Origin of the sequence: Parashewanella spongiae, from assembly GCF_004358345.1 — a bacterium.
In the GTDB taxonomy this organism is placed as follows: Bacteria; Pseudomonadota; Gammaproteobacteria; order Enterobacterales; family Shewanellaceae; genus Parashewanella; species Parashewanella spongiae.
In genome coordinates this window covers 3939728-3965955 of sequence record NZ_CP037952.1, presented here as the reverse complement: position 1 = coordinate 3965955, position 26228 = coordinate 3939728, and the positions used below count along the sequence as shown (strand labels likewise).

Annotated in this window: 16 protein-coding genes and 2 riboswitches; of the genes, 9 read left to right on the top strand and 7 right to left on the bottom strand. The window is 39.3% G+C overall.

Features of this window, described 5'->3' with window-relative positions; genetic code table 11:
• Positions 1-176 precede the first annotated feature (176 nt).
• Positions 177-1154 carry a zinc-dependent alcohol dehydrogenase family protein gene (locus E2I05_RS15835; RefSeq protein WP_121853270.1) on the top strand — a complete coding sequence of 326 codons (978 nt, stop codon included), beginning with the start codon at positions 177-179 and terminating at the stop codon, positions 1152-1154.
• 80 nt (positions 1155-1234) lie between these two features.
• On the opposite strand, the gene E2I05_RS15830 is transcribed toward E2I05_RS15835, so the two are convergent.
• The 4 genes from E2I05_RS15830 to E2I05_RS15815 all read right to left on the bottom strand — a co-directional run bounded on the left by E2I05_RS15830 (position 1235) and on the right by E2I05_RS15815 (position 5992).
• Complete coding sequence (locus E2I05_RS15830) at positions 1235-2239, bottom strand: phosphotransferase (RefSeq protein WP_121853269.1); 1005 nt, start codon at positions 2237-2239, stop codon at positions 1235-1237.
• A 4-nt stretch (positions 2240-2243) separates the two neighbouring features.
• A complete protein-coding gene (gene pnuC / locus E2I05_RS15825; protein ID WP_121853268.1) occupies positions 2244-2858 on the bottom strand; it encodes a nicotinamide riboside transporter PnuC in 615 nt (204 codons plus the stop codon).
• A 9-nt stretch (positions 2859-2867) separates the two neighbouring features.
• Entirely contained in the window at positions 2868-3128 is a 261-nt protein-coding gene (locus E2I05_RS15820) for a hypothetical protein (protein WP_121853267.1), read from the bottom strand.
• Positions 3129-3832: 704 nt separating this feature from the next.
• Positions 3833-5992, bottom strand: coding sequence for a TonB-dependent receptor (locus E2I05_RS15815; RefSeq protein ID WP_121853266.1), 2160 nt, complete (start codon positions 5990-5992; stop codon positions 3833-3835).
• Positions 5993-6068: 76 nt separating this feature from the next.
• Positions 6069-6167, bottom strand: a riboswitch (TPP riboswitch).
• Between the two features lie 102 nt (positions 6168-6269).
• On the opposite strand from E2I05_RS15815, the gene E2I05_RS15810 reads away from it, so the two are divergent.
• From E2I05_RS15810 to E2I05_RS15795, 4 genes are all read left to right on the top strand, one after another.
• Complete coding sequence (locus E2I05_RS15810) at positions 6270-7037, top strand: hypothetical protein (protein WP_121853265.1); 768 nt, start codon at positions 6270-6272, stop codon at positions 7035-7037.
• Positions 7038-7100: 63 nt separating this feature from the next.
• A complete protein-coding gene (locus E2I05_RS15805; RefSeq protein WP_121853264.1) occupies positions 7101-7853 on the top strand; it encodes a hypothetical protein in 753 nt (250 codons plus the stop codon).
• Between the two features lie 334 nt (positions 7854-8187).
• A riboswitch (TPP riboswitch) is annotated at positions 8188-8294 on the bottom strand.
• 219 nt (positions 8295-8513) lie between these two features.
• On the top strand, positions 8514-9365 hold the full coding sequence (gene focA / locus E2I05_RS15800) for a formate transporter FocA (RefSeq protein WP_121853263.1): 852 nt from the start codon (positions 8514-8516) through the stop codon (positions 9363-9365).
• A gap of 300 nt (positions 9366-9665) precedes the next feature.
• Entirely contained in the window at positions 9666-10502 is an 837-nt protein-coding gene (locus E2I05_RS15795; RefSeq protein ID WP_165905474.1) for a c-type cytochrome, read from the top strand.
• 230 nt (positions 10503-10732) lie between these two features.
• Here the strand turns inward: E2I05_RS15795 and E2I05_RS15790 are convergent, their stop codons facing one another.
• The 3 genes from E2I05_RS15790 to E2I05_RS15780 form a co-directional block, all read right to left on the bottom strand.
• Positions 10733-13543 (bottom strand): TonB-dependent receptor domain-containing protein, encoded by a 2811-nt coding sequence (locus E2I05_RS15790; protein ID WP_121853261.1) that lies wholly within the window; start codon positions 13541-13543, stop codon positions 10733-10735.
• Positions 13544-14028: 485 nt separating this feature from the next.
• On the bottom strand, positions 14029-16794 hold the full coding sequence (locus E2I05_RS15785; protein WP_121853260.1) for a TonB-dependent receptor plug domain-containing protein: 2766 nt from the start codon (positions 16792-16794) through the stop codon (positions 14029-14031).
• Positions 16795-17863: 1069 nt separating this feature from the next.
• Positions 17864-20476: a TonB-dependent receptor plug domain-containing protein gene (locus E2I05_RS15780; RefSeq protein WP_121853259.1), complete on the bottom strand. Its 2613-nt coding sequence runs from the start codon at positions 20474-20476 to the stop codon at positions 17864-17866.
• Positions 20477-22013: 1537 nt separating this feature from the next.
• On the opposite strand from E2I05_RS15780, the gene E2I05_RS15775 reads away from it, so the two are divergent.
• The 4 genes from E2I05_RS15775 to E2I05_RS22665 all read left to right on the top strand — a co-directional run bounded on the left by E2I05_RS15775 (position 22014) and on the right by E2I05_RS22665 (position 26130).
• On the top strand, positions 22014-22244 hold the full coding sequence (locus tag E2I05_RS15775) for a FeoA family protein (RefSeq protein WP_121853258.1): 231 nt from the start codon (positions 22014-22016) through the stop codon (positions 22242-22244).
• Positions 22241-24490 carry a Fe(2+) transporter permease subunit FeoB gene (feoB, locus tag E2I05_RS15770; RefSeq protein WP_121853257.1) on the top strand — a complete coding sequence of 750 codons (2250 nt, stop codon included), beginning with the start codon at positions 22241-22243 and terminating at the stop codon, positions 24488-24490. Before E2I05_RS15775 ends, feoB begins: the two co-directional genes overlap by 4 nt.
• 450 nt (positions 24491-24940) lie before the next feature.
• On the top strand, positions 24941-25636 hold the full coding sequence (locus E2I05_RS22670) for a reverse transcriptase domain-containing protein (protein WP_244935397.1): 696 nt from the start codon (positions 24941-24943) through the stop codon (positions 25634-25636).
• 122 nt (positions 25637-25758) lie between these two features.
• Positions 25759-26130 carry a group II intron maturase-specific domain-containing protein gene (locus tag E2I05_RS22665; protein WP_243641152.1) on the top strand — a complete coding sequence of 124 codons (372 nt, stop codon included), beginning with the start codon at positions 25759-25761 and terminating at the stop codon, positions 26128-26130.
• Positions 26131-26228 lie beyond the last annotated feature (98 nt).

Genomic DNA, 26228 nt, shown 5'->3' with positions numbered 1-26228 from the left:
TTCCTCTTTGTATCGTTTATTGTCATTTAGAGTGGATACATATCACTCTACCCCCGCCTTGCCTAATAGGCAAAAGTAATTTGCCATAAGGGTGGTTGGTTGCCCTAACTGCATGGGCTAATATAGCCCCACTGAAACGAAAGACCAAATCAACAAACGAATAAAGAGTAAATATTATGAAAGCAATGATCATCAAAGAAATCGGCAGCACGGACGTTTTTCAGATGGCAGAGAAAGCAAAACCTGTCGCTAAATCAGGTCATATGGTTGTAGAAGTAAAAGCAACTAGTGTGAATCCGCTTGATTCTATGCTTCGCTCTATTGAGTTGCCTTGGTCAAACAATTTACCAGAAGTGCTGCATGGTGATGTGGCTGGTATTGTTACTGAAATAGGTACAGACGTAACTGATTTTAATGTGGGCGATGAAGTTTACGGAATGGCTGGCGGTATTAATGGTGCCGATGGTGCTTTGGCTGAATTCATGCTGGTTGATGCACGTTTGATGGCTTTAAAACCCAAAACACTGACAATGAAACAAGCTGCTGCTTTGCCACTTGTTGCTATTACTTCATATGAAGCGCTTGTCGACAAAATGGCTGTACAATCAGGTGATAATATCCTTATTCATGGCACTACTGGCGGTGTAGGTCATATTGCGGTTCAGTTAGCAAAGGTACTTGGTGCAACGGTAACTTCAACTTACGCTCCAGCAAATGAAGCACTCGCTAAAACTGTAGGCGCAGATAATTTAGTCGATTTCACTAAAGAATCGGTTTCACAGTATGTTGAAAAATATACTGATGGCATGGGCTTTGATAAAATCTTTGACCCAGTTGCAGGTGATAACATACAAAAATCGTTTGAAGCGGCTAAATATAATGGTCACGTAACAACCACATTACCAATTGCTGATCCGTTGCAAGTCGCACTAAAAAGCTTATCGTTCCACAGTGTTTTAATGCTAATTCCACTATGTCACGGCCTAAATCATGCTTCACATGGTCGCATTCTTACTTATATTGCTGAGCTTGTGGACGCAGGAAAGATTACGCCAATTATTGATGAAAGTAACTTCTCAATATGGGAAGTGGCTAAAGCGCATGATTTACTTGAGTCAGGTAAAGCGGTAGGTAAGATCACTCTGACAGCTTAACGTTTTATTTATTGCAGGCGGTAATTCACTATTATCGCCTCTTTTCTATAAACTGAAAGTTCACCGCACAAATTTTAATTCTAAAAAAACTTGTTTTTGTACTGCTCACAGATCTGAAAATAATTATTAAAGCTTTTTTCTATTTCATCGTTCTGCTTTTCAGTTTCTTTTTCATCGCCTTGCAATTCGTTGGTATCAGACAATAATGTATTACCCATCATAATGACGGCCCAACAATGGAAGAAACACCAAAATATTTTACAAGCAGAGGAAAGGTTTATATGTGCATTTTCAGTCAAATTAGAATTGTTGACTAAGTAATCACGTACTAATGATGCTTCTTCTGCTTTATTGAAATTATGGCTACAAATGACGGCAGCCAATTCAAATAGCGGGTGTGAAGTGCAGGCGTATTCAAAGTCGATACAAACTAATTGGTCGTCTTTAATGAGTATATTATTTGCATTCAAGTCTCTATGGCAAAATTGAGGTTTGATTTGACACGACTCTATGTCCGTAAGCGCTGATTCAATCTGTTTTTTTTTATTTAAGAGGTCATCTTTAGCTTGCAACCATGTTTTGGTAAGCGCTAATAAAATTGCATTTTGAGCTTTATTTTTTCTTAGAAGAAGTTGGTTATTGATTGTTGTGATTTGCTTGAAATAACTCCTCCATTGATCTGAAGTCGTAATGGCATGGGTTGGCAAAGGTAAACGCTTTATGCGATTTAAAAGATTAAGCAATTGAGCGGTCTGTATCTGCTTATTTTGTGGCTGCGGTAAGTATTCACTTAGGTAATATTGCTTATCATCACTGACCCAAAAAAGCTTTGGCGCAAGACCGGCCTTTTCGGCAATGCTCCAACATTCGACTTCGTTATTACGATTGCAAATTGCATTGGATTGTTTGGAGTTAACTCTTAGTACAAACTGTTGCTTGCATGTTATTAGTTTAAAGTTTTGGTTACTCCAACCTGCTGACAATGTCGATAATTCGATTGCTGGTTCTATGAGCAGCAAACCAGTTTGCTGTTGGCAAGACAGCAAAGCATTTTTTATCGAATTTGGCCATTGAGGTTGGAGCATACGTTTAACTCGCTATTGATTGCGCTGATTGCATCGATTTACGCCACTGATAATACCCAATTACTGCAAGGATTAAGTACATCACAAATAAGACTGATGTCAGTATTAAACCTTTATTCAGGTACAAGTATATAGACACGGAATTTATCACCATCCAATACAACCAGTTTTCGAGTACTTTTTGTGCGACTAAATAGGTCGTCATTACCGCAAAACAAGTGGTTGCCGCATCAAGGTATGGGAACGAAGCTGAAGTATATTTAGCCATCAAGTAGCCAACAATAATGGAAATTAATCCAGTTATTGCGATAATCTGAAAGTGTTTTGATGCTGACCAAGACACCACATTAACACCTTGGTGTTCATTGCCGCCTTTAGTCCATACCCAAAAGCCGTACACGGCCATGCCAATGTAATAGAAACTTAAGACTGATTCCATCAGCAACGACACTTCCCAGAAAATGATCATATAAATCGCTGAACTGAAAAACGCTGCTGGCCAGCACCATATGTTTTCTTTCATCGCAAGGATCAAGTAGGCGAGTGCCAGCGCAACCGCGATGATTTCCCAGTCAGTCATAGCGTGCATTTCACCAAATAGGGTTTGGAAAATATCCATGAGTTAGCCTTATTGTTTGTAGGTTAAGTCGATTTCAGAACCAATAAATTTACAAACAAAAACGGCTTTGCCCCATTTTTCGTTCGCCGCTTTCATTTCGTGAGCAAGCATGGTCATCACCTCAAGGTAATCACCACAAATTTGAGTCGCCATAGCGTTAGTCACGCGCTCAATATTAGGATAAGTTTTTAATCTATCGATGAACCATTGTATTGGTTCAAGGTAGTTTTCGTTAAATGGGTACATGCTAATTTCGGCAGTGAGTTTCATGGTGTGCCTCTTAAAATGAATATGAAAAAGTTGAGGCTAAGCAGCCTTAACTTACAGAGTTTTGGTGCAATATTTAACTTGAACTCTGCGTAAGCAAACCTCTACAGCACAGCTGCTTATACGGATTTCAGCGTTGTAGCAACTCGAAATAGCCTGTTGTTTTTTGGCTACTACACCTTGAACTTCTAATAACTAACCGCATTGTCGATAATACATTGAGCATTGTTTTCTAATTAAACCTAAATAAATCGGTTGAACGCACAATTTAACTTTAATACATTGAATGTAAATACAAAATTAAACAACCCTAATTCACCCATCAGGTGAGTGCTGAACATTCATATACTTGCCAAAACACCGCTAGCTGCGTTATAAATTTTGCAAGTAGAAACGAAGTAACGACAGTTTTGTATGTCGGTAACCACTTCTTGCTGCTATTCATGCCTTGCTATCAGTAATTTTTTCTGCGTATATGAACGCTCCCAACCGATTTATTTAGGTTAAACGTTTACTGATTTCGTTACGCAGAGCTCAGGTTAAGTACCTGACCATAAGTTTCTTAAGATTTTCTAGTGCCCAGTTTCAGCTCTCTACGGTGTTGCAACTTCGGTTACATAGCTACGGCTATGCGCCCTACATTGCGTCTTGTATAGCACTAAACCTGAACAGAATAATTATCAAAGAACTTATCGACAGGTACTTATTTAAAAACTAATGTTAGCCGTTACACCCATTGAGCGAGGATCGCCATAGCGAATGTATTGCTTATCAGCCCATCCTAAATCTGGCTCATTACCGAAGTAGAAACCACGTACGCCATATTTCTTATCAAACAAATTACGACCCCATAAGTAAACACCCCAACTATCCGCTTCATAACCGATACGCGCATTCAAAATTTGATAGCCTTTTGATTGTGAGTCATTGCTATCTGAGTAGAAGAATTTGCTCTTGCCACTGGAGTGTAAGTTTACAAAGATACCATTATCAGTACGATAAGTTGCGCCAAGGCTATTAGTGAATTTTGGCGAGTGTGCTAATTCACGGTCTGAAAGTTCAACTGGCGTACCGTATTTATCTTTATAAATGTAGTCACCGTAAGTTGCTTCTAACCAACCAAAGCTGGCATATAAGTCCAAGTTATCGGTAGCTTGCCATTTAGTATCTAGCTCAGCACCGTAGTTTTTAGAGCTACCCGCATTTTCAGTAAATAGGATGAAACGCTGCGGTCTTTCAGGGTTTTGCTGAGACGCTGAAACTTGCTGTTCTTGACGATCCATGTAGAACACAGATAAGTTGGTTGATAAAGCGTTGTCTAACCAGAAAGACTTTAAGCCAACTTCGTAGTTATAAAGGATTTCAGTATCAAATTCTTTCTTATCTGACAGCTCAGCAGGTAGGCTCATGTTAAAGCCGCCCGCTTTGTAACCACGAGCTACACGCACGTATGTGCTGTGTTGGTTAGTCAGATTTTTGCTTAATGCAATATGACCTCCCCACATGTTTTCAGATGGTTTGAATGCATCACCATTAGTATCTGAGTATTCGCTGTTACGGCGTTCGAGTCTAAGACCTGTTGAAAGGTTATAGCCATTCCCAAAGTTTGAATCTAATTGTGAAAATACTGCATAGTTGGTTGCATCATACTTTGACTGCATCACTTCATCAGGCCAAGTGTTGTACTCTGAATAAAGGTCGTTGTCTTCTTTCAGGTTCATAGTGTACAAACCCACTAACCAATCTGTTGAGTCGGCGAAGATACGTCCATTTTCATTTGAGCTGAATCGGAATTCTTGAGAAACAGTGCGGCGATCGCCTTTCTTGTCCCACAAATAATCGTATTCACAACCTTCAGGTGCTTCTGCTGTGCCACAGTTACGGCTTGCCCAGTAATCAGGGTTTGCCCAGTCGCCATCATAAGCATGCTGGTGGTCAGTTGATGCGTAAGATGTAATAGAAGTTAGGTTAAATTTATCAAAACCTGTGTAGTTCAGCTTTAGGCTTGAACCAGTGGTTTTTTGGTTATCTACACCCGGTTGATCGGTATTGGTTTTGAAACCGTTATTATCCAATGTCCATGCATCATAACCATTATCAAAGTTGGCGTGTAAAATAGCTAAATTAGCTGTTAGAACATCTGTCGCTAACCAGCGTAATTTAATACGGCCTGTAAACTCGTCACGTTTGTTAGTATCGCTGCGACCTAAGTATGTGTTGTCCCGGAAGCCATCTTGGTAATGTTGCTGAATCGTCGCACGATAAAGTAGCGTTTCAGATTGGTTGATTGCACCAGTGCTATAGCTGCTTAAGGTGCGCAAATTATCATCACCAAAAGAGACTTCTGCGCCATTCTCACGTTCAACTTCAGGGTCATTGCTCTTTAAGTAAATTAAACCGGCAAGTGCATTTGCTCCATATCTAGTACCTTGAGGTCCACGAAGGACTTCCACTTGTTGTAAGTCGTACATGCTTGAAACCATACCAAGACCAGACAAATCGATATCATCAATCACATATCCTACCGATGAATTAGGTGCACCTTGATAATCTTCTTGTTCACCCACGCCACGGATTTGGAAGTAACGTGGACGAGAGCTACCGCCCGACCAGTTAAAGTTAGCGATTGAATTTAGCGCATCTTCAAAGTGTTGATTACCTTCATCTTCGATTTGCTTAGCACCGATGATGGTGGCACTCGCAGGCAAAGTTAACAACTCTTGGTTGCGAAAGTCAGCAGTAACTTTAATGACTTCAATTTCAGGATTGTTATCTTGTGCAAAAGCTTGGCCAGAAAAGGCTACGGCAACAGATAATGCTAGTGGAGATAGCTTGTGGCGATATGAGTTAAACGTTTTGTTGAGCATAGGACCTCAAAATTAAAATTTGAGATCCGGCTGAGCGGGATCAGTAAATATGACGACTCAGCAGTTTAAATCCGCTGAGTAAATAATTTTCCATTCCTACGCCGGTATAAGCCGGATCAGGTTCTAAGGGTGTAATCTCAGTTTGAGTCGTACTCAAACACCCCTTGGGTAGTATGATTATATCTGAAAGGAATAAATAGAAGTAAAAAAATATTGAGCTTTTTTTCCTTTTGAGTAGATATTGTACTTTCTACAAAATACAAATAAGTAGGTAAGTATGAAACGTTTCCGATTGATATTTACGATTGTATTGATGTTGGTTGTTTATGATGCCGTTGCTGAAGATGTATTACATTGCCCAGAAAATATTGCTTGTACGATAAAAGATGGTAAAAAGTACTGTCATTTTATAAGTAGTGATGCAAACGCATTTAAAATAGGAGTAACCTTAGCCGGTAAGGACACTTACGACGGAGAATACCTGTTGTCATTTAGCCGTGTGGTTCTTGGTGCAAATTTTGGCTATGTGAAGGACAAAAAACATTATACCCCATTGCAATGCTTTTATAACTTACCTGTTGAATCTAAATCCTCAATGTTAGTTTCAGTGTATGCAGACCATTTGTTTTACCCTGAAAATTTAACCTTTTGGGAAGGAGTTTCAGAGTGTAGTTCATCAAACCTTGATTGTAATTTTGAATATGCAAAATCAAAAGGTTTTAGAGTATATTCAAGAGAGCAAAATAGAGCATTAATAAATAGAATCGATGTCCAAAATAAAAGTGTTGGCGATTGGGTTCAAGGTAAAGTTTTTTTAAAAAATACAACAAAATCTTTAATTCATTCGATACAGATTGTAGCGGATCCAAAATTAAATATAGAGTACTCGAAGAGTTGTGAAAGCTTAGTGCCTGAAGATGACTGCGAAGTGGATTATCATTTTGAGTATACTTCGAAGATGACTGGTTGGTCGAAGATTCTTTTTCTCGGCGTCGGAGAGTCAGAAGAAAAATATATCAATAATATGGATTTCTTTGTCTATTAGGTTTGTAACGTCATGAATAATTTATTATGTAGGTGTTTGTTAGCTTTTCAGGTAGGAGTCTGTTTGATCTGTTTTGTGGGGTCAAGTTTTGCAGTGGGAGCTACGCCGCTGCGCTGTCCCGATACAGGAGTGTGTCACGTAAAGGATAAAGTAGTAAATTGTGCTTTAGATGGGCCTCAAACATTGGATATGCATTTTAAGCTACTTTACCAAAGTGGTAGAATTGAAAATGGTCACTATAAAATAAAATTTTCTTTAGTGTCTTTGCCCAATTTAACAGGGCATGAAAGTGATTTTGTTCCTTTATGGTGTTATTACACAACGTTTGAAAGTGATGCTAATCATTACATTTATGCAATAGCGGAAGAGCAAAATTTTCTGCAATTTAGTCCAATTGATTTTCCAAAGTGGAAAATGGATTCGTGTTTGGGTTCCAGTACTGATTGCTTATTTGAAAATACCACAGAATCAGGTGTAACACTTTATTCTCCTGAGCAAGACACATCAGTAAAAAACTTGATTACAGTTACAGGGCGTCAAGGACAAATTATTATTGGGGATATTTATATAAAAAATTTAACAAATGACCCAGAAAAATACATTTATATAGATTCTACAAGTTTAAACCTATCTCCTAGCGATAATTTAAAACTTGGTAATGTTAATGATTGTAAGACCTTGAAGTCTGGTCAAGAATGTAAAATCTCTTATGAATTTACTTATCAGGAACCAGAAACATATATTGTTAGAGTTAGAGGGTATAACCCAGTAATAGAGCAACATTATTATTCAGAGATTCGTATATCAGTAAACTAACTTAAGTACCTGAGTATAAGTTATTGAGTACTTTTTTGTTCATAGATTGACTGCAATACAAGACGTGGGGAAGGACGCATAGCCGTAGATATGCAACCTGAGACACAACGCTGTAGAGTGCTTAAGATATGAGAAAAATGTTTAATAATTTATCGTCAAGTACTTAACTTTTAGGCAAAAAAAATACACCTACATAGATTGTGTTTCAGCGTGAATGTAGGTGTATAAATCGTTAGATGATTGCAGGAATACCAAAAAAATGTTTGAGATCCGGCAAAGCTAGAGTGGTTTGAAAGCGTGATCAGTGCGAACGCTCATAAAAAGAGTCAGTTGCACTTGTACTTTAATCCATTTCTACGCCGGTATTAGCCGGATCAGGTTCTAAGGGGTTGTTTAAACATCTCAGTCTAGGCTTTTTGGCCTCCCCCCCTTGGCTTTGGTGATTATACAATAGGACTACATTTAAGTAACAGTAAAAATGTTTGAATCAGTTCACAAAAATCATTGAATTGAATTGCCAGAAAGAGAAGGCGTTGTAAAACAGTTATTGATGAAACTGTCCTTCTTGTCATAAAAACAACATACTAATTGAATTGTTGCTTGAACAACTGGCTTTGAAAATAGAGTATAAAGTCCTAATTTGTTTTTTGTTAGTGACTCATGAATCCAAACCAATTTGATTTACCATTACCTGAACAAGCTGCAAAACAGGCGGCCGAAGTGGGTGCGGGTAAAGCCAAAAAAAATCAATTTAAATCATTTCTTCTCGCGATAGCAGCGGGGGCGCACATCGCAATAGCCTTTGTTTTTTATACCTCGGTTACCACTGGAACATCTGAACTTGCTTGGGGGCCAATACATTTTATGGGTGGGTTAGCTTTTAGTTTGGGGCTCATTTTGGTGACAGTTACAGGAGGTGAGCTGTTTACGAGTTCTGTGTTAACCGTTGTCGCTAAAGCGAGTGGCAAGATAAGCTGGCTTCAATTGATTCGGAACTGGATTGTTGTGTATTTTGGCAATTTAGTCGGAGCTTTGTTACTCGTGCTTGCTATGCTAGCTGCTAAACAATATATGTTTGCTGGTGGTCAAGTGGGTTTAAATACGATGAATATTGCGTCCCATAAATTACACCATGATTTTTGGCAGGCAGTAATGCTCGGCATTATGTGTAATGTATTAGTGTGTGTAGCGGTTTGGATGACATATAGCGCTAAAAGTATCACCGATAAAATCATGGTCATGATTTTACCCGTAGCTATGTTTGTTTCAGCAGGCTTTGAGCATTGTATCGCTAACATGTTTCAAGTTCCTCTTGCTATTGCGATCAAAACATTTGCTCCTGTACAATTCTGGCAGGGAATTGGAATGACGGCCGCTGATTTTCCTGAATTAACGCTTTCTACTTTTGTTATCAATAACCTTATTCCAGTGACCATTGGCAACATTATTGGCGGCGGCTTATTTGTGGGATTATTCTATTGGGCTATTTATTTAAGGAAAAGTAATAGCTGAATAAACTGTCTTCTTTGAACCCTAGAAACAGCAGTTGACTGCGTTCTCAAGCGTAGAACAAATGGCTGATAGTAAGGTGTAGCTTGCAGCAAGTAGTTATTCTACTTGCAAAAGTTACAACGCAGATAGCAGTCATTTTAGCAAGCTGGTGAGCGTAGAGCACTTCACTCATTGGGTAAAACCATGATGATAGAATCATCGTATTGCTCAAACAGTTACTCATATACTGGCGTTCAACTGATATTTTTTAGGTTGAAGGCAAGCTATACTTTTGAACAAGATACTTCGCAAGGATGCGTCATGTTTATTCAAAAGTGGATTAATGCCTTATTGCTAATTGTTTTCACATGTACAGTTCAAGCTAAACTTGAACCGAATGCTGAAATACAGTTCAGTGTTCATGATAAAACAACCACCTTCACTTTAGCTGAAATCCAAAAAGCGCTGCCAACCTATACTGTTACTTTGTTTAATCCGGTTTACAAAAAAACGATAACTTATCGGGCGTTTAAGTTTAGACAGGTCGCTAAGCTCGCCAATATAGATATTATGAAGGCACAGCAAACATCAATCATTTCTAAGGATGATTATCAGGCAGTTTTAGAACGCTCTATACTGGTTAAGTATCCAAACCCTTGGCTCGCATTTGAAGAGTTGGGAGCCCCGAAGGAGCAAGCCTTCACTCTGGCCCATGAAGGCGTGGCCACTTCAAACCCTGCGCCATTCTATTTATTGTGGCAAGAATCTAGTTCATACAAAATGTTTCCTTGGCCTTACGCCATTAACCATATTGTAGTTAATAATGAATACGACCCATATTTTGAAGTCACCCCTGCTATACAAGAAAACAAAGACATTCAGCATGGATTTGCTCTGTTTAAAGTAAAGTGTATCGCTTGTCATTCGATTAACTTAGTAGGCGGAAAAGTAGGGCCGGAATTGAATATTCCTAAAAATATAACTGAATATAGAAACTTAGATTTTTTGCAACAATGGATAAAAGACTCAAATGCTTTTAGGGCGAGAAGCAAGATGCCAAGTTTTAGTGAACTATCGGATCAAGATATAGAAAGTATATTGGCTTATATTGAATCCATGAAAACTCGTAAAGCTACTGAAAAATTAGATGATCTTTGAATTGTAAAGCTGTCTATAAATTTAAATATAATCATAAAAAGTCGCGAAAATGCGGAATGCCAGTCAGATAAGGGAAAATTTCATACCTGCGAAGGCAAGTATGAAGTGACTTACATAGTAAAATCAAAGTCGCTAGGCTCCTGCCTTCACAGGAGCGACGATAATTTGCTCTAGATTTATCTTGACTGACCTGCATTACGCGAAAATGCGGCTTTTTCTATGTGTAACGACTAAAACTTGGAATCAATTTGTAAATACACAAAGCGCCCTATGTTGTCGTAACTGCCTTGGTCATAGAACGGCCAATTTTTGGGCGAACTAAAAACAGGTTGTTTATCTAAAATATTGCGAACTCCAAAGGTAACCGAGTTATCTTCTAAGAAGTGATATGTACTGGTTAAATCCATTTGAAAGTAGGAAGCAACGTGTTGTGGATCTCCTGCTGAAGTAATATGCCCATCATCGTTTAACTTGGTATTGGCATTATAATGACCAATCAGTTCGCATGTATCTTCGATGGTATTGCGTTGGTCATAATCATCAAACCCAGGTAAAAAACGCATATTTAACGAAACTTCGTAATCATTAGCACCGTAACTTACACCGCCATTAACACGATATTTTCTTGCAGCATCGTCTTTTATACTGTCGCAGAGTGGTTGCCCAGGAGCGGCTTGCGACTCTCTTGATAAATACTGCTCAATTTTAAGGTTTGCACCAAAATCACCACCAGACAGCTCTGATGTGTAATCGACAGAATATGTTAATCCTTTGGCATTCTGAGCATTCAAATTCTGTAAGTTACTTTTCACAAAACCATCACTGGTGGAATCTACCCGACCTGTATTGGGATCGCGACTTATCAATTGGTCTATCAGCTCCTGTTCCTCAGGTGTTTTGACTGGTTTAGCTTCAATATTAAGAATTTCTTGTACCCCTAAAGAGCCAACAATATTGTCAACTTCCAAGGACCAATAATCTAAAGCTGCAGAAAGTTCATCTGTGACTTGATAAACGGCACCGACATTATATGACTTTGAAGTTTCAGATGTGAGAGCTGGGTTACCACCGCTTTGAGAATTTATTTCTTGTAACTGGCAGTCGCCGTTTGTTTGATCATTACCCGCAGCATTACAAAGGGTGGTATCAATTGCTCTTACCACACCTTCAGATGATGAGAGGAACAAATCAGATAAATTAGGTGCTTTAAAGCCGGTACCGTATGATCCTCGTAACAATAAGTCATCAATTGGTCGGTAGGATATTTTTGCTGAGTAAGTGGCTTTTCCTTCGTCAGAAATGCCCCAGTCAGCTTTGTCATAACGAGCAGCTAAATTGACGTCCATTCCTTCAATGACAGGTAACGACAGTTCTACGAAGCCGGCATAGTTTTCAAAGCTACCGCCACCATTTGAAGCTGCACCACCAATAACCTCACCAGCAACAGAACTTGGATCTGAGCGATCGATATATTGTTCTCGGCGAGTATCAATACCTGCAGCAACCCCAATCTCACCACCAGGTAACTCAACCCCAGGAAGGCCACTTACCGTTAAAGTAGAAAAATTAATGGTGTATTCACCTGTACGATGAATAGCAGCTTGCAAGCTATCTAGTGTGCTTTGAAGCGTTATACAATCCTCTGCACTTAACCCCTCACAAGTATTTTTCTTGAAAGGATTTAACACAGCGTTAGAAGAGTTAAAGGCGTCTTCGACTTGTTGTTCCAACAATTGTCCAGCAGCACCAATCTGGCGATTTGTCAGTCTTGAGTGGCCAATATTGAAATCAAGTCCCCAGTCATCATTGATTGTGTAGTTGAAACCAGCTACTGCTTCGAAAGTTTCATTGGTATTGTCTTTTTCACGGTTTGGGAAGTCAAGATAACGCCGTCCAACACTCACAGAAGCGTTGCCAGCAGCAATCGCGTCCATAATAGCTTGCGCTTTAGTGGCATCACCACCAAATCGGTCATCACGTAAAAAGTCATTTAAAAACGGACTGTTCGAAACATCAATAACACCGGGAGCTGGGGCATTTGAGGTAAGGGTATATGCTCTTGAATATCTAAACTCCCCTCTTAATATTAAATCGTCCATCGCTTGATGAGTGAGCTGAGTATAGATTGATTGACGTTCAGATTCTGGTTGCAATTGATAAAGTGGCGCAAAATCATATCGGCAGCGGCCATTTGATATCTGATCGGCAGGGCAATCAGACCAAGCTTTTGAGCCTATATCACCATCGGTGATACCCGGAATGGTCACTCCATCTTTCACACTGATGCTGGTAAAACCAGGAATCCCAAAGCTAGATCGGCCTTCACCTCCAGGGTGGCCTGGTATATACGCGCTTCCGCCTAGCTCTCGATCGGACGCCATAACTTTATCACGTTCAAAATGTTCTGCAGTGAAAAGTAGGTTAGTTTTCTCGTTGCTTGCACCACCAACAATGGAAAAGTTGGCTTCATTAGCATCAAAATGCTCAACGGCTGCGCCATATTTAGCTGATAAGGCGAGACCTTCAAAATCTGTTTTAGTAATAATGTTGATAACACCCGCAACCGCATCAGAGCCATAAATGGCCGATGCACCATCTGGGAGAATATCAATACGCTTAACAGCGGCGAGAGGTATTTGGTTAATATCAGTAAAAATACCCCCAGCGGAGTTTTTCGGCAGACGATGGCCGTTAAGCAGGATTAAAGTAAAGTCAGAGCTAAACCCTCTTAAACCTACGGATGAGGCTCCTGCAGCTTGGCTTAACGTCGATGACTCATTAAAACCGCCAGCCGCAACATTGGTTCGTAAAAAATCTGAAATGGTAGATACACCAGTTTGTTCAATGTCTTTGGCATCAAAAACGGTAATTGGATTAGCCGTTTCTAAATCTGTTCGTTGGATACGTGAACCTGTTACTTGAATCCTTTCAACTTTGTCTCCGTCAGCTGCATTGGCATAACCTGAAGTTATAGTTGCCAAACTTGCACTGGAAATTAACGCAAAGCGGATTGCTTTGGTTAACGATGGATTAGCATGCATTGTGTTTCTCCCGGATACATCATTGGATAGTTATTTATATTTGTAACTGGCCAGATCTAGAACAGAGAGTAGAGGTAAACAGTAGATCTGGTTCACAGTATCGCTGATATAACCATAGAGGAAGGGGGGAGTGCAATATGTGGCTTTTTTGCACATTTAAGGACTGATTTATCTTTTAAGTAATAATATTAACATGGAAATCACCTGTAAAATCAGGTAAGCGTGACATATTGTTTTAATAATGTTTAATCGTTAATTTTTATAAGGCATTATATTTTATTTGTAAAATTATATCGATAGAAGAGTAAAATATGGTGTTACATAAGTTTTTGATTGTGTTTTGTTATTGTTTCTTTTTAACCAACTGGGAAATGGTTTTTATCGAGAAGGTATACAAAGTTTAATCTTATAGCATTCCTTAAAGTTGGAGGAAAGATAAAGGCTCAGTAATGGAGCCTTTATCTTTTTATGAACAAAAACGATAATTAAAACTTAACGTTTGCTCTTACAAAGAAATAGCGACCAATTACGTCATAAGTAAAAGGGTCAGTATTTGAGTCATTATTACCTGAGTAATAAGGAGGTGTTTTATCAAACATGTTTTTTATGCCACCTGAAATCGTGAGATCGTTGGTTATGGCTAGCGAACCTAACAAATCATGATATATCACGCTGTCAACAGTTGGAGCGATACACTTACTTGGATCATCTTTACAAGCAAATGAATCCATTCCATCTATGTAACGTGCCGCATAAGTCGCTGACCAGTCATCACCTGACACTTTCAAGTTTAAGTTAGTTTTAAGCTTGGCATACGCACCAACGCCACCAGTAACAAAACCACGGTAATCAACGGCATTGCCATCTGGATCAAGCTCTTCAAACTCAGTAAGAATAGATGTATCTAAGTTAGCGTTCCAATCTAGGCCTAAAGCTTCAAAATTATAAGCTGCATTGAAATCAAAACCAGACGTGCTAGAAGCACCAATGTTTTGTAAGCCGTTATTGAAAGTGATACGACCTGTCGAATCTAGTTTAATATCGGCTGATTGGCATAAAGCTGTATCAGTGTTGATTTGAGTACCACTTGCGCTTAAGCATTTATTCGCAATGTAGTTAGAATCAACTTTAGTAATAGTATTTGTAATGTCTACTTTGTAGTAATCCAAAGTGAAAGACAAACCATCTACAAAGCTTGGTTCAAACACAACACCGGCCGTGATTGTATCCGCTTCTTCAGGCGTCAATAACGGGTTGCCACCAACCGTTACTTGAGCTTGGCTTTGCTCTGTTGCTGGGTGAACAACTTGATCAAACGATGGAGATTCTCCACCGAACAATTCACTTACTGTTGGAGCACGGAATGCGGTAGAGCTCACACCACGGAACATTAGGCTTTCATTTACGCGCCATGTTAGACCTAGCTTCCAAGTATTATCAGAACCAAATGTGTTGTAGTCAAAGAAACGCATTGCAGTGCTGATTTCAACATGCTCAGCAAGAGGCATATCGCTCAACAAAGGAATAGCTAATTCAACATAAGCTTCTTTTACACTAAATGAACCTGCAGTAGGTTCAACACGTGGGTCATTTGCTAAACCTTGAGCCGTTAAAGAGTCTGGCGTGTAGTGTGCCGATTCTTTACGGTATTCAACACCAGAAGCAAAACCAACAACACCTGCAGGTAGTTCGAATAATTCACCTGCTAAGTTAGCGGATGCTATGTCTAACTCACTTCCACCACTGTTGAGTTCAGTGTAAATGAACGGTGCAATGCTCTCGCCTTGCCATGAAGACTGAAGGAAAGGATCAAATGTCTTATTCTTTACCGCCTCATCAATCGCGCCGATGTTGTGTAGGTTTGCTAGTGTATCGACTGAGTCATTTTTACCTTTGTTATATGATGCATCCCAAGTCCAGTCATTATCGAACTCACCTTCAAGACCTACAACAAGACGAACTGTGTCGACAGTTTGTGAAAAGTCACGAGTGCCGGATTCAACCATACGGCGACCATAACTTACCGCTTCACCAGGTTGTACAAAATCAACTAAATCATCCGTCATCCAACCGCCAGCACTGATAGGATCATAAACCCAATCAGATTTACTCCAAATTGGTTGTGGAGCCATTTGCTGTGTAGACCAGCGTTTGGTATACATCGCTTCAGCGAAGAACATGGTGGTGTCTGATACTTCATAAGTACCAGCAAATGTCAGGTTCAATCTTTCCATTGGTGTAGAAAGATAGCTGTCTTTAGCGTAGTTGTATTTATCATTGTTTTCGCCTGTGTTAACGAAATCATGGTATTCACCACCACGACCACTAACATCAGCTTGTTTCTTAGCATCATCATGATACTCAAAAACTGGGTTGCCATCTTTGTCAGCAACATATTTACCGTAAAAACCACTATCACCAACGGCATAAATAGGTTTGCCATCTTTGTCTTTACCAGACTTCGTTATTTCGTGGTTTTTATTTCCCCAAACATGGCCGCCTTGTGAGTAAGAGCTACCGCCACAATATAAACCGTCTTTTGATTCTGATATAGGACAGTCGGAGAAGTCACGATCAGCTTGGCTCGCATCACCACGCTTGGTGTACTGGGCATTAAGTACGATATTACCTTTATCAAAGGTATTACCTAATGTTAAATCTAAGCTCGTCTCGTCAGCATCGCCTTGACCAGAGATACCTGTTTGAGCGTTCAGCTCTAAGCCATCAAAATCACGCTTTAAAATCACGTTAACTACGCCAGCAATAGCGTCAGTACCATAGATTGCCGAAGCGCCATCTTTTAGGATGTCTACTCGCTGAATCATTGAAACTGGAATGGTGTTCAAATCGACAGTTGATGCAGCACCAGTACCTGATGCAATCATACGACGGCCATTTACAAGTACTAGAGTACGATTAGAACCTAACCCACGTAGGTTGATTCGACTGTTACCGCCAGAACCATTATTGATGCCAGAGTTTGTCATGGCACCGCCTGCAGCGGTCATATTTTGTAGAATATCATCAATTGATGTAGCACCAGATGCAAGTATAGTAGAGCTATCAATACTGCTGATTGGGCTTGCTGATTCCATATCAGTACGTTTGATACGAGAGCCAGTTACAGCAATTCGTTCAACTTTATCAACTCCATCGGCAGCAATAGCATTTGTGACAGGTAAAGTTGCTGATGCCGTTCCTGCTATTAAAGCAAGGCGAATAGCATTTGTTAATGTTGTATTGGTTTTCATTATTATATTCCTAACTACATTAATTAATTGTTCGTTTAATTTTTTGTTTGTTTTTATTTTGTTGTAAATATAATTGATACTTAACAAATATGTATCTTTATTTACTTGGGAGGATATAAACATATTAATAATTATCCAGCAACATGTCATAAAAACAGTTAGGCAAATGTTAAATGTTAAATCTAGATATTTTAAATTTAAATATGAATGTTATTTACCTTATTGATTAACATGTGGTTAGAATGTAACCTCTATTGTTAACAGATGGTCGAAATTCATTCTTTTTGAATTGTTATGCTTGATGTTTGTGTAAGAAAATTTCAAGTGTAATAATTTAAATTTAATATCTGATTGCTTAATATTTAATCTAAATATGTTATTTTGTAATAAAATAGTGATGAAGTCATATTAAGAATATGATCAAGGATGAATTGCCATGACTTATATTTTGATGGTAAATCACCCACTTTTTATATTATTTTAAATAATTTTTTGGGTATGATGAACTTTTAGGATTGAGTTTTGTGTTATACCAATTACAGTAATTAAATACTCAACTCAGAGCTATGTATGTGCACAAAGTGCAATCGAAATTGATGAAGACATAGTTGTTACCGACATACAAAACTGTCGTTATTACATTGCTACGTCAAGACAATTTTGAGAAGTATTCTTTATAAACCAAATTGAGCACATACAAGCTCCCGAAGGGCAAGGCTAAAGGGTTACATTACTGCGTTACAAGCACTTGAATTATTCCGAAAAAAGCACGAAGTGCGTTGAACGCCAGCTTTGTATGGCGGCCGTAGGGAATATAGTACTTCGAGCTTGTGCCTTGCTCTGAAACCCTTTAGTTCTTGCTGAGTGAGAGATTAATTATTGTAATTGGTATTATTTGAGCGATTATCTGTTTAAAACGTAGGCAGTGAAGCTTTATTATCTAAACGAGCGGCTCACAACACTGAATGCTCAAAAGCATCAAAGGCAGCGTAACCTGGTCTCTTTTCTAGAATAAAAAAGCAGCCATAAGGCTGCTTTTAAAAAGATTCATATCGGAACGCTAGGAAAACTAGAACTTTTGAGTATAAGTGGTCGTGTAAGTACGACCATAAATATTATACAAGCCAGAATCGTAGTTTAAGTCGCTATCCAATACTGGATCTTCATTAGTAATATTACGAATACCAAAGCTTACTTTACCATCCCATTCAGTTTGGTAGTTGTAGTTAAAGTCCATGGTAACTTGTGAGTTTATGTGACCGCTAGATTCACCTTTAGTGGTTTTTTCGTATTGGCCGTGGATATACTTAGCAATAAGCGAAGCGTGGTGATCATCCATGCTCCAATCAATTGTCCACGTGAAACGTAGACTTGGTAAGCCATTTCGACCAATCTTATCAACCACTGGACCATTGAAGAACTCTTCTTCTTCATACTTCAATACGTAGCTTTGGTCATAACTTGTACCAAACTCACCGAATGAAGTTTCTAAACCTGTGTAATTGATACTGAAGTCGATGCCAGCTGTGTTTAAAGCAGCTCCATTAACTTGTGGTGTTTCTGCTTCAATTATTTTTCCGTCAGGGCTATTGCCTGCACGAACAATTTTACCTTGCTCAAGATTACCATAACCAACAACAGCTTCTTGCTCTAGAAGTGCATCTAGGCTGATGAATTGAATTACGTTATCAATATCAAGATTGTAGTACTCTACTTTAGCATTTAGGTTATCTGTGATATCCCAAATAATACCTACGTTATAGAAATCTGATTTTTCAGCTTCAAGTTCAGAATTTGCTTTGCGAGTAACATTATATTGTTTTGCTTTACAATCAGACACAGAAGTGTCAATTACGTCACAGTAATGGAAATCAGTTGCACTATCAGAACTGAATGAGTCGGCAGCATATAAGTCAGTCAGTGACGGAGCGCGGAAACCTTTACCCCATGATGCACGAACCACTACATCATCAAGTAATTGATATCTTAAACCTAGTTTTGGCGTAGTGGCACTACCGAAATCGTTATAATCATCGAAACGAAGTGCAAAGTTGATTTCTAAATCATCTGTTACAGGAACAATAGATTCCATGTAAGCGGCAACGACATCACGAGTACCAGCTGAACCGTTACCTGATGAACCAATTACATCACCAGCAGCAGTTTGTGCATCTACATCTGCATTAAAGTCGTATTTAAGTGCTTCAGCACCAAAATACCAACCTACCATACCTGCTGGTAATTCAAGGGCTTCAAACGTTACACCTGCATTTAGGCTGTGGAACTTCATGGTATCGCGTTTTAGAATATTGTGAGAAATGTCAGCAATAACATCAGCTGTGTTGCCTTCAGGTCCGAAGTTGAAAGTACCGTCTTGAACGTATTTTTCAACTGTGGGACGATGCACATAACCAGTACCGAAGTTATTGTTTTCGGCTAAGCTGTAGTGATAAGTCACATCCCAGCTAAAGTCATCATGTTCACCAACTAAAGCAAGTTGAATATCAGTGCTGTAATCAACAGTCTCGGAGTCGCGAGTACCTACATCAGTGAATCGGTAGTAAATACTTCCCTTCTTAGCATTTTTAGTGATGCCAGTAAAATTACCGTTTTCATCATAATTCCTGACGTCAACAACACCTGCATCTACGTCAAAAGAGCCTGCTGCTGGAGCAAAGCGACCGAAGGTTTCGTTACGAGCGAATAAGCCTTGTCCTTGGAAAATGACTTCGTCAGTGAGTTCATATTCACCGTTAACATAACCAGCAGTATAGCTACGAGCAGCATGATCAGCGGCAACAGAAGTATAATCATATCCACAAGCATAATCGCCTCCTCCAGCATCAAAAATGTGACCGTTTCCTACCATTTTAGGATTATCACAAGCAGCTAGAGGCTGAAGCTTACCTGTCGCTTCATCTTCGAAGTTACGTGCAAATAAAGAGATACCAGTTGTATCGTTATATTTTACAGCGTCCTGTCCAGTAGCTTGCGAATACCAACGATCGCGCTGAAAAATGATTTCACGATTCAAGTGTTCCATAGAGAAGCTAATGTTACCGCGTTCGCCAACAACACCACCGACAATGTGCGCTTTCCATTCTTCACCGCCATCTTGTGTCGGCGCAGATGTTGAAGCTGAAAACTCTAGTCCTTCAAAATCTTTTTTAAGGATGATGTTTACAACACCAGCAATAGCGTCTGAGCCGTAAACAGCAGATGCACCATCACTCAAAACTTCTACACGCTCAATAGCTGCAGTAGGAATAGTATTAAGGTTTACTGATGTTCCACCTAAAGTTGGTGAACCAGGCATACGCTTACCATTAAGCAATACAAGAGTACGGTCTGAACCAGCGCCACGTAAGTTAATGCTTGCTTGCGACTGAGCAGAACTGCCAGAACGTTCTGAGAAAGAACCGAACGAATTAAGGTTACTTTGTCTAAGTAGGTCACTTACGCTCAACACACCTGTTTTTTCGATATTACCAGCATCGATTGTTGTAATTGGCGAAGCACCTTCAAGCTCGGTACGCTTAATACGTGAACCTGTAACTTCAATACGTTCTACTTTTTCAGAATCTTCCGCAGCGATTACAGTAGCGGTCGACAATGTTGCAGATGTTGCACCAGCAATTAACGCTAGGCGTACTGCTTTGGCTAATACAGCATTAGCTTGCATTGTTATTTCTCCCTAACAAACACTTGAATAGTTATTTTTTTAATTGCAAATCAGTTTTATTATCACGAATAAATAACGTTTTTGATTTACTTCGTGATAGATGTAAACACAATAAAGTAATTACATCAATAATCAGAGCCTTCGCGTAACTTAATAATTAAATGTTAAATTTTAACAATAGTGTGACCTTAATAATATTAAGGCTGCTAATTTATTAATATGTGAGTGTCGATTAATCTTATTTAGTTTATTTTATGGCTTTGTTGTTTATTTATGGTTTTTTAAGTTTTATTTTTGTTATCAGTGTTTATTTAATGTTTTTTTATTGATAAATGTGTTGAATTTAACTCTGTAAAACTGAATGCGGTTATTTTAATCAATGTTTACTAATAATGATGGAGTTAGTAAGGTTTTATTTAATTTGGTTGTTTGAAAAAAGTTTGTAATTTATTAAATACAACATGTTAATGACAAGCTCTCTTTGATTTAAGTAATACATTAATAATTACTTTCACATAGCTTATTTTATTAAATAATAGGGCAACCCACGAGTGAGTGATATGTACATAACTTCATGTGGCAATTTCGTCATTCCCGCATGTTTTGAGCGGGAATCCATTGCCTTTTTGCTCTAAAAATGAAAAATCGCTGGATTTCTACTTTCGTAGGAATTACAAAGCAATTAAATTCAAAAGGTTATAATAATTGCGCATTAGATTAACTGATGAGCATTCATACTCAATTTAACCTAATTAAATCGGTTGGGAGCGTTCATATACGCAGTAAAAATTACTGATAGCAAGGCATGAATAGCAGCAAGTAGTGGTTACCGACATACAAAACTGTCGTTACTTCGTTTCTACTTGCAAAATTTATAACGCCGCTAGCGGTGATTTTGGCAAGTATATGAATGTTCAGTACTCACCTGATGGGTGAATTCTGGTTGCTTCATTTTGTATTTAATTTCAATAAATTAAAGTTAAATTGTGCGTTCAACCGATTTATTTAGGTTTAACGAAGATAGTTTTGTGTCATCAAAGAGTGTTGAAGGTAGAGTGTAGGAGGTAAGTGGATTTTGGACGTTTTTTGCCATCTTATTTAACCTAAAAACATCAGTTGAACGCTGAGTATATGAGTAACTGTTTGAGTCAATAAGATGACTTTATCATCATGGCTTTCACCCAATGAGTGAAGTGCTCTACGCTCACAAGCTTGCTAAAATGACTGCTATCTGCGTTGTAACTTTTGCAAGTAGAATAACTACTTGCTGCAAGCTACGCCTTACTATCAGCCATTTTTTCTATGCTTGAGAACGCAGTCAACTGATGTTTCTATGTTTAAAGGAATTCTTTCTATTTCTTGAACAATTAACTCTAAGCATTTATTCAAAGTCATTTTTGAAGCATAATGCTGATGGAATTGAAAACCATTATCGTTACCAGTATTGTTGGAGTATGATCCAGATACAGGTAATAAGAAGAAAGGCAGAGTATAATCCTTGCCTGAAGTATTAAGCTGTGACAAGGCGGATATAATAATGAAATTGAGTGAACTCAGTCCAGGTGATTGCGTAACCGTTGCTAAAGTAGGTGATGGTGAGATGTCGCAATCATTAAAACGTAAATTGTTGTCTATGGGAATTACGCCAAATGCCAAAGTTTTACTTTTGCGACGTGCGCCTATGGGATCAGGATTAGAGATTGATGTTCGCGGCAGTCGATTATGTATACGTAATGAGTTGGCAGATGCTATTGAGGTAAATAAATGAAGACGCTATTTCATTGCGTTACGGTTGGTAACCCAAATGCGGGTAAATCAACGTTATTTAACGCCCTAACGGGTTCTAACCAGCAAGTAGGGAACTGGGCTGGTGTAACCGTTGAGAAAAAAACCGGTGAATTTACTCTTGATCAAGCGACAATTAAGCTGACGGATCTGCCGGGAATTTATGATTTATCTTCAGAAAAAGAGGGATGCGATTGCTCGTTAGATGAACTGATTGCTCAAGAATTTTTATCGAGCCAAAAAGTCGATGCCATCATTAACCTTGTCGATGCTTCTAATATTGAACGTCACCTTTACTTAACGACACAACTTCGTGAGTTAGGCATTCCTGTTATTGTTGTTCTCAATAAATTTGATGTTGCGATAAAGCGCGGCATCAAAGCTGACCTAAAAAGACTAAGTACAGAGCTTGGCTGTCCTGTTATTGATGTTTGCTCGCGCAATCAGTCTGATATTGAAAAAGTAAAAACAGAATTACAAAAGCTTTTATCTGCTGAAAATAATCAGCAAAACCTTACGATTGAATATGATCAGGAAATTGAATCTAGTATCGCAAGCATGATGCAAGAGAATACTGAAATCAATCGTGCTCAGGCCTTGGTGTTACTAACCAAAAAGCAAAGCTGCAAAGATAAGGCCTTTCATGCAGAAACAGAAGATTTTGAGACTTCAGTTGCGACGGTTAGGTATAACTTTGTTGATAAGCTATATCACATCGCTGTTGATAATGCAGGCAAACAAACATTCACTGATAAACTGGACAAAATTGCTTTGCATCCAGTGATGGGTATCCCAGTATTCCTGTTTATGATGTATATGATGTTCATGCTGAGTATAAATGTGGGCAGCGCATTTATAGACTTTTTTGATATTACTGCTGGGGCTTTATTTGTCGATCAGTTTGGCGCATTACTATCAAATGTTGGCGCACCAGCTTGGTTAATCACCATATTAGCGGGTGGCGTTGGCCAAGGTATACAAACAGTTGCGACATTCATTCCTGTAATTGCGGCATTGTTCCTTGTCTTGTCAGTGCTTGAAGCGTCTGGGTATATGGCACGTGCTGCATTTGTTGTGGATGGGCTAATGCGCCGCATAGGTTTACCGGGCAAAGCATTTGTACCCATGATCGTTGGTTTCGGTTGTTCAGTGCCTGCAATTATGGCGACTAGAACACTGGGGAGTGAGCGAGAACGTATCGTGACTGGCATGATGGCACCTTTCATGTCGTGTGGTGCACGATTATCAGTGTACGCATTATTTGCCGCTGCCTTTTTTCCCCATTCAGGTCAAAATTTAGTGTTCTTACTTTACCTTTTAGGTATTGCTGCGGCTGTTGGTACAGGCTTGTTACTGAGAAGTACATTGCTGCCAGGTAACAGTTCATCGGCCGTAATGGAGCTACCTGATTATGAAATGCCAAAATTTAAAACGGTAATGACTCGAACGACAAAGCGCACTAAGAGCTTTTTATTTGGTGCAGGAAAAACCATTGTGATTGTGGTCACCTTCCTAAACTTTTTAAATGCAATAGGTACGGACGGAAGTTTTGGTAATGAAGATTCAAGTAACTCAGTCTTGAGTGTTGCCAGTCAAAAAGTAACGCCATTATTTTCCCCGCTGGGAATTGAGCCTGATAACTGGCCTGCAACGGTAGGGATTATTACTGGCATCTTTGCTAAAGAAGCTGTCGTAGGAACCTTAAATAATTTGTATAGCACTGCAGATAACAATGAGGAAGAAGTTTCTTTTGTTGAAAGCTTTAATGAAGCATTAGCGACGATTCCTGAGAACTTATTTGGCATTAAAATCGAAGATCCATTGTCGCTTTCAGTAGGCGAAATCAAAGATTTAAATGCTGCAGCGGAAGAACAGGGGGTTGATGAATCAACCTTTAGTGCGTTGCAAAAAGGTTTTGTGACTCAATCAGCTGCGTTTTCCTATCTATTGTTTGTTTTACTCTATACGCCGTGTGTTGCTGCTATGGGCGCATTAGTGAATGAGTTTGGTGCTAAATGGGCGCGTTTTGCGGCACTTTGGACATTCGGGTTAGCTTACGGTAGCGGGACAGTTGTTTATCAAGCTTTGACCTTTAATAGCCATCCAGTTCAATCACTTTGTTGGATAAGTGGCTTTTTAATCACGCTTTTTGTGTTTTATCGTTGGTTAAAAAAGAAAGGAAAACAAGCACAGCAGATTATTCCGGGAATACGAATCGTAGCCGAGTAATTATTTAAATTGGTTTTACGGTTAAAAAGCGACTCAAAGAGTCGCTTTTTTTTGTTTGCCCAGCGAAGCTGGCAAACCCGACAGGCAGAAAGAAGCCTGTATCACCCAGACTGAGGGGAAGATAATTCGAATGGCAAGGGCGTTGTTGGCTAACGGCAAGGTCTGAAGGAAGCCATAGGAAGTTAGAGGTACACAGCGAAAGCGAACCTGATTCGGCATAATAGAGAGGTAAGCGTGCGAAATAGCGCAACGCCATATACTCAGTCAGCTTCAGTCATATCAAAGTAAATTGCCAAGGGCTAGAAGGCTTTGAGGCTGAGTGAAATACACCGACTGATGAAAACAAAACACTGAACCGAAACAACGCACACAGAGAGGTCAATGAGAGTTTATTACAGCTTGTATGGTCGCTTACTTAACAAAGAAGCACTGTAAAACGGATTTAAGAAAGTGTGGAGAGCCAAAGGCACTGCTGGAATTGATGAGCAGAGCTTAGAGCAATTCGCCTCAAATCTGAGTAACGAACTTGATAAACTTCTTATCGAACTCAAAACCAAGCAATACCGACCTTCAGCCGTCAAACGGGTAGAAATCCCGAAAGATGATGGTGGAGTGAGAAAGCTTGGGATACCAACAGTTCGAGACCGAATCGTACAACAATGCCTAAACGGTATACTAAGTCCGATATTTGAAGAGCAGTTCCATCCATCAAGCTATGGATATCGACCACACAGAAGCGGCCATGATGCCATAAACAAAGCCACGATGTTTATCCGTCAATATGACTTAAAACATGTGGTGGATATGGGTTTATCCAAATGCTTTGACTTACTCGACCAAGAGCTAATCTTAACGAGCATAAGCAGAAGGGTAAAAGATAGCAGTATCTTAAGGTTGATAAAACAGTTCCTTGAAAGCGGTGTTATCGTAGGAGGCAACTGGCAAGCAACAGTAACAGGAGGTCCACAAGGTGGCGTTATCAGTCCACTGATAGCGAATATCTACCTTGATGCCTTTGACCAAGAGATGAAACGTAGAAATCATCGATTGGTCAGATACGCAGATGATATCCTGATATTATGTCGCAGTCGCAAAGGTGCAGATAATGCACTGAAGCAAGCGACAAAGCTACTCGAAAAGACTTAAAGCTGACAGTAAATCGAAGTAAAACTCACATAACTCATAGTGATGATGGGGTAAAGTTTCTCGGAGTAGAGATTGGCAGTAACTATACGACAATCCAAGCTAAGAAACTGAAAAGCTTCAAAGTGCAGCTTAAAGCGCTCACCAAACGCAACGGTGGTAAGCCATTACAACGGGTGATAAAAGAGTTAAACCCGAAACTAAGAGGTTTTAGCCAATATTTTCGAATAGCGAATGCGAGCAACGAGTTCAAGAAGCTAGCCGCATGGTTAAGGCGACGACTGAGAAGCATACAATTAAGACTGTGGAAAAAGCCAAGTAGGCTACATCGCAGACTTAAGCAACTTGGTTATAAGCCACCATTTAAGGGATGCTGCGGAAGAAAGTATACCGATGAATCCTCGTCACTCCAGCGCAGACTGGAGCCTAGTGCCTTTAAGCTTTTCTATAAAAGTCACTGGATACCAGCCTTTGCAGGTATGACAAAAAAAATTTAAAATATTGATTGGTACTTTCTAAATCGCTAGTTCCCTAAGTTCATTCAAATGATGAAGTGGAAGAACGCAAGTAGTCCACTCTCTCATTATGCAATGCC

Bases quoted from the DNA above. Each gene is read 5' to 3' on its own strand.
- feoB (WP_121853257.1), top strand. From the start codon at position 22,241: ATGAAGACGCTATTTCATTGCGTTACGGTTGGTAACCCAAATGCGGGT.
- E2I05_RS15820 (WP_121853267.1), bottom strand. From the start codon at position 3,128: ATGAAACTCACTGCCGAAATTAGCATGTACCCATTTAACGAAAACTAC.
- E2I05_RS15810 (WP_121853265.1), top strand. From the start codon at position 6,270: ATGAAACGTTTCCGATTGATATTTACGATTGTATTGATGTTGGTTGTT.
- E2I05_RS15795 (WP_165905474.1), top strand. From the start codon at position 9,666: ATGTTTATTCAAAAGTGGATTAATGCCTTATTGCTAATTGTTTTCACA.
- E2I05_RS15780 (WP_121853259.1), bottom strand. From the start codon at position 20,476: ATGCAAGCTAATGCTGTATTAGCCAAAGCAGTACGCCTAGCGTTAATT.
- E2I05_RS15785 (WP_121853260.1), bottom strand. From the start codon at position 16,794: ATGAAAACCAATACAACATTAACAAATGCTATTCGCCTTGCTTTAATA.
- E2I05_RS15815 (WP_121853266.1), bottom strand. From the start codon at position 5,992: ATGCTCAACAAAACGTTTAACTCATATCGCCACAAGCTATCTCCACTA.
- E2I05_RS15775 (WP_121853258.1), top strand. From the start codon at position 22,014: ATGAAATTGAGTGAACTCAGTCCAGGTGATTGCGTAACCGTTGCTAAA.
- pnuC (WP_121853268.1), bottom strand. From the start codon at position 2,858: ATGGATATTTTCCAAACCCTATTTGGTGAAATGCACGCTATGACTGAC.
- E2I05_RS15830 (WP_121853269.1), bottom strand. From the start codon at position 2,239: ATGCTCCAACCTCAATGGCCAAATTCGATAAAAAATGCTTTGCTGTCT.
- focA (WP_121853263.1), top strand. From the start codon at position 8,514: ATGAATCCAAACCAATTTGATTTACCATTACCTGAACAAGCTGCAAAA.
- E2I05_RS15835 (WP_121853270.1), top strand. From the start codon at position 177: ATGAAAGCAATGATCATCAAAGAAATCGGCAGCACGGACGTTTTTCAG.
- E2I05_RS15790 (WP_121853261.1), bottom strand. From the start codon at position 13,543: ATGCATGCTAATCCATCGTTAACCAAAGCAATCCGCTTTGCGTTAATT.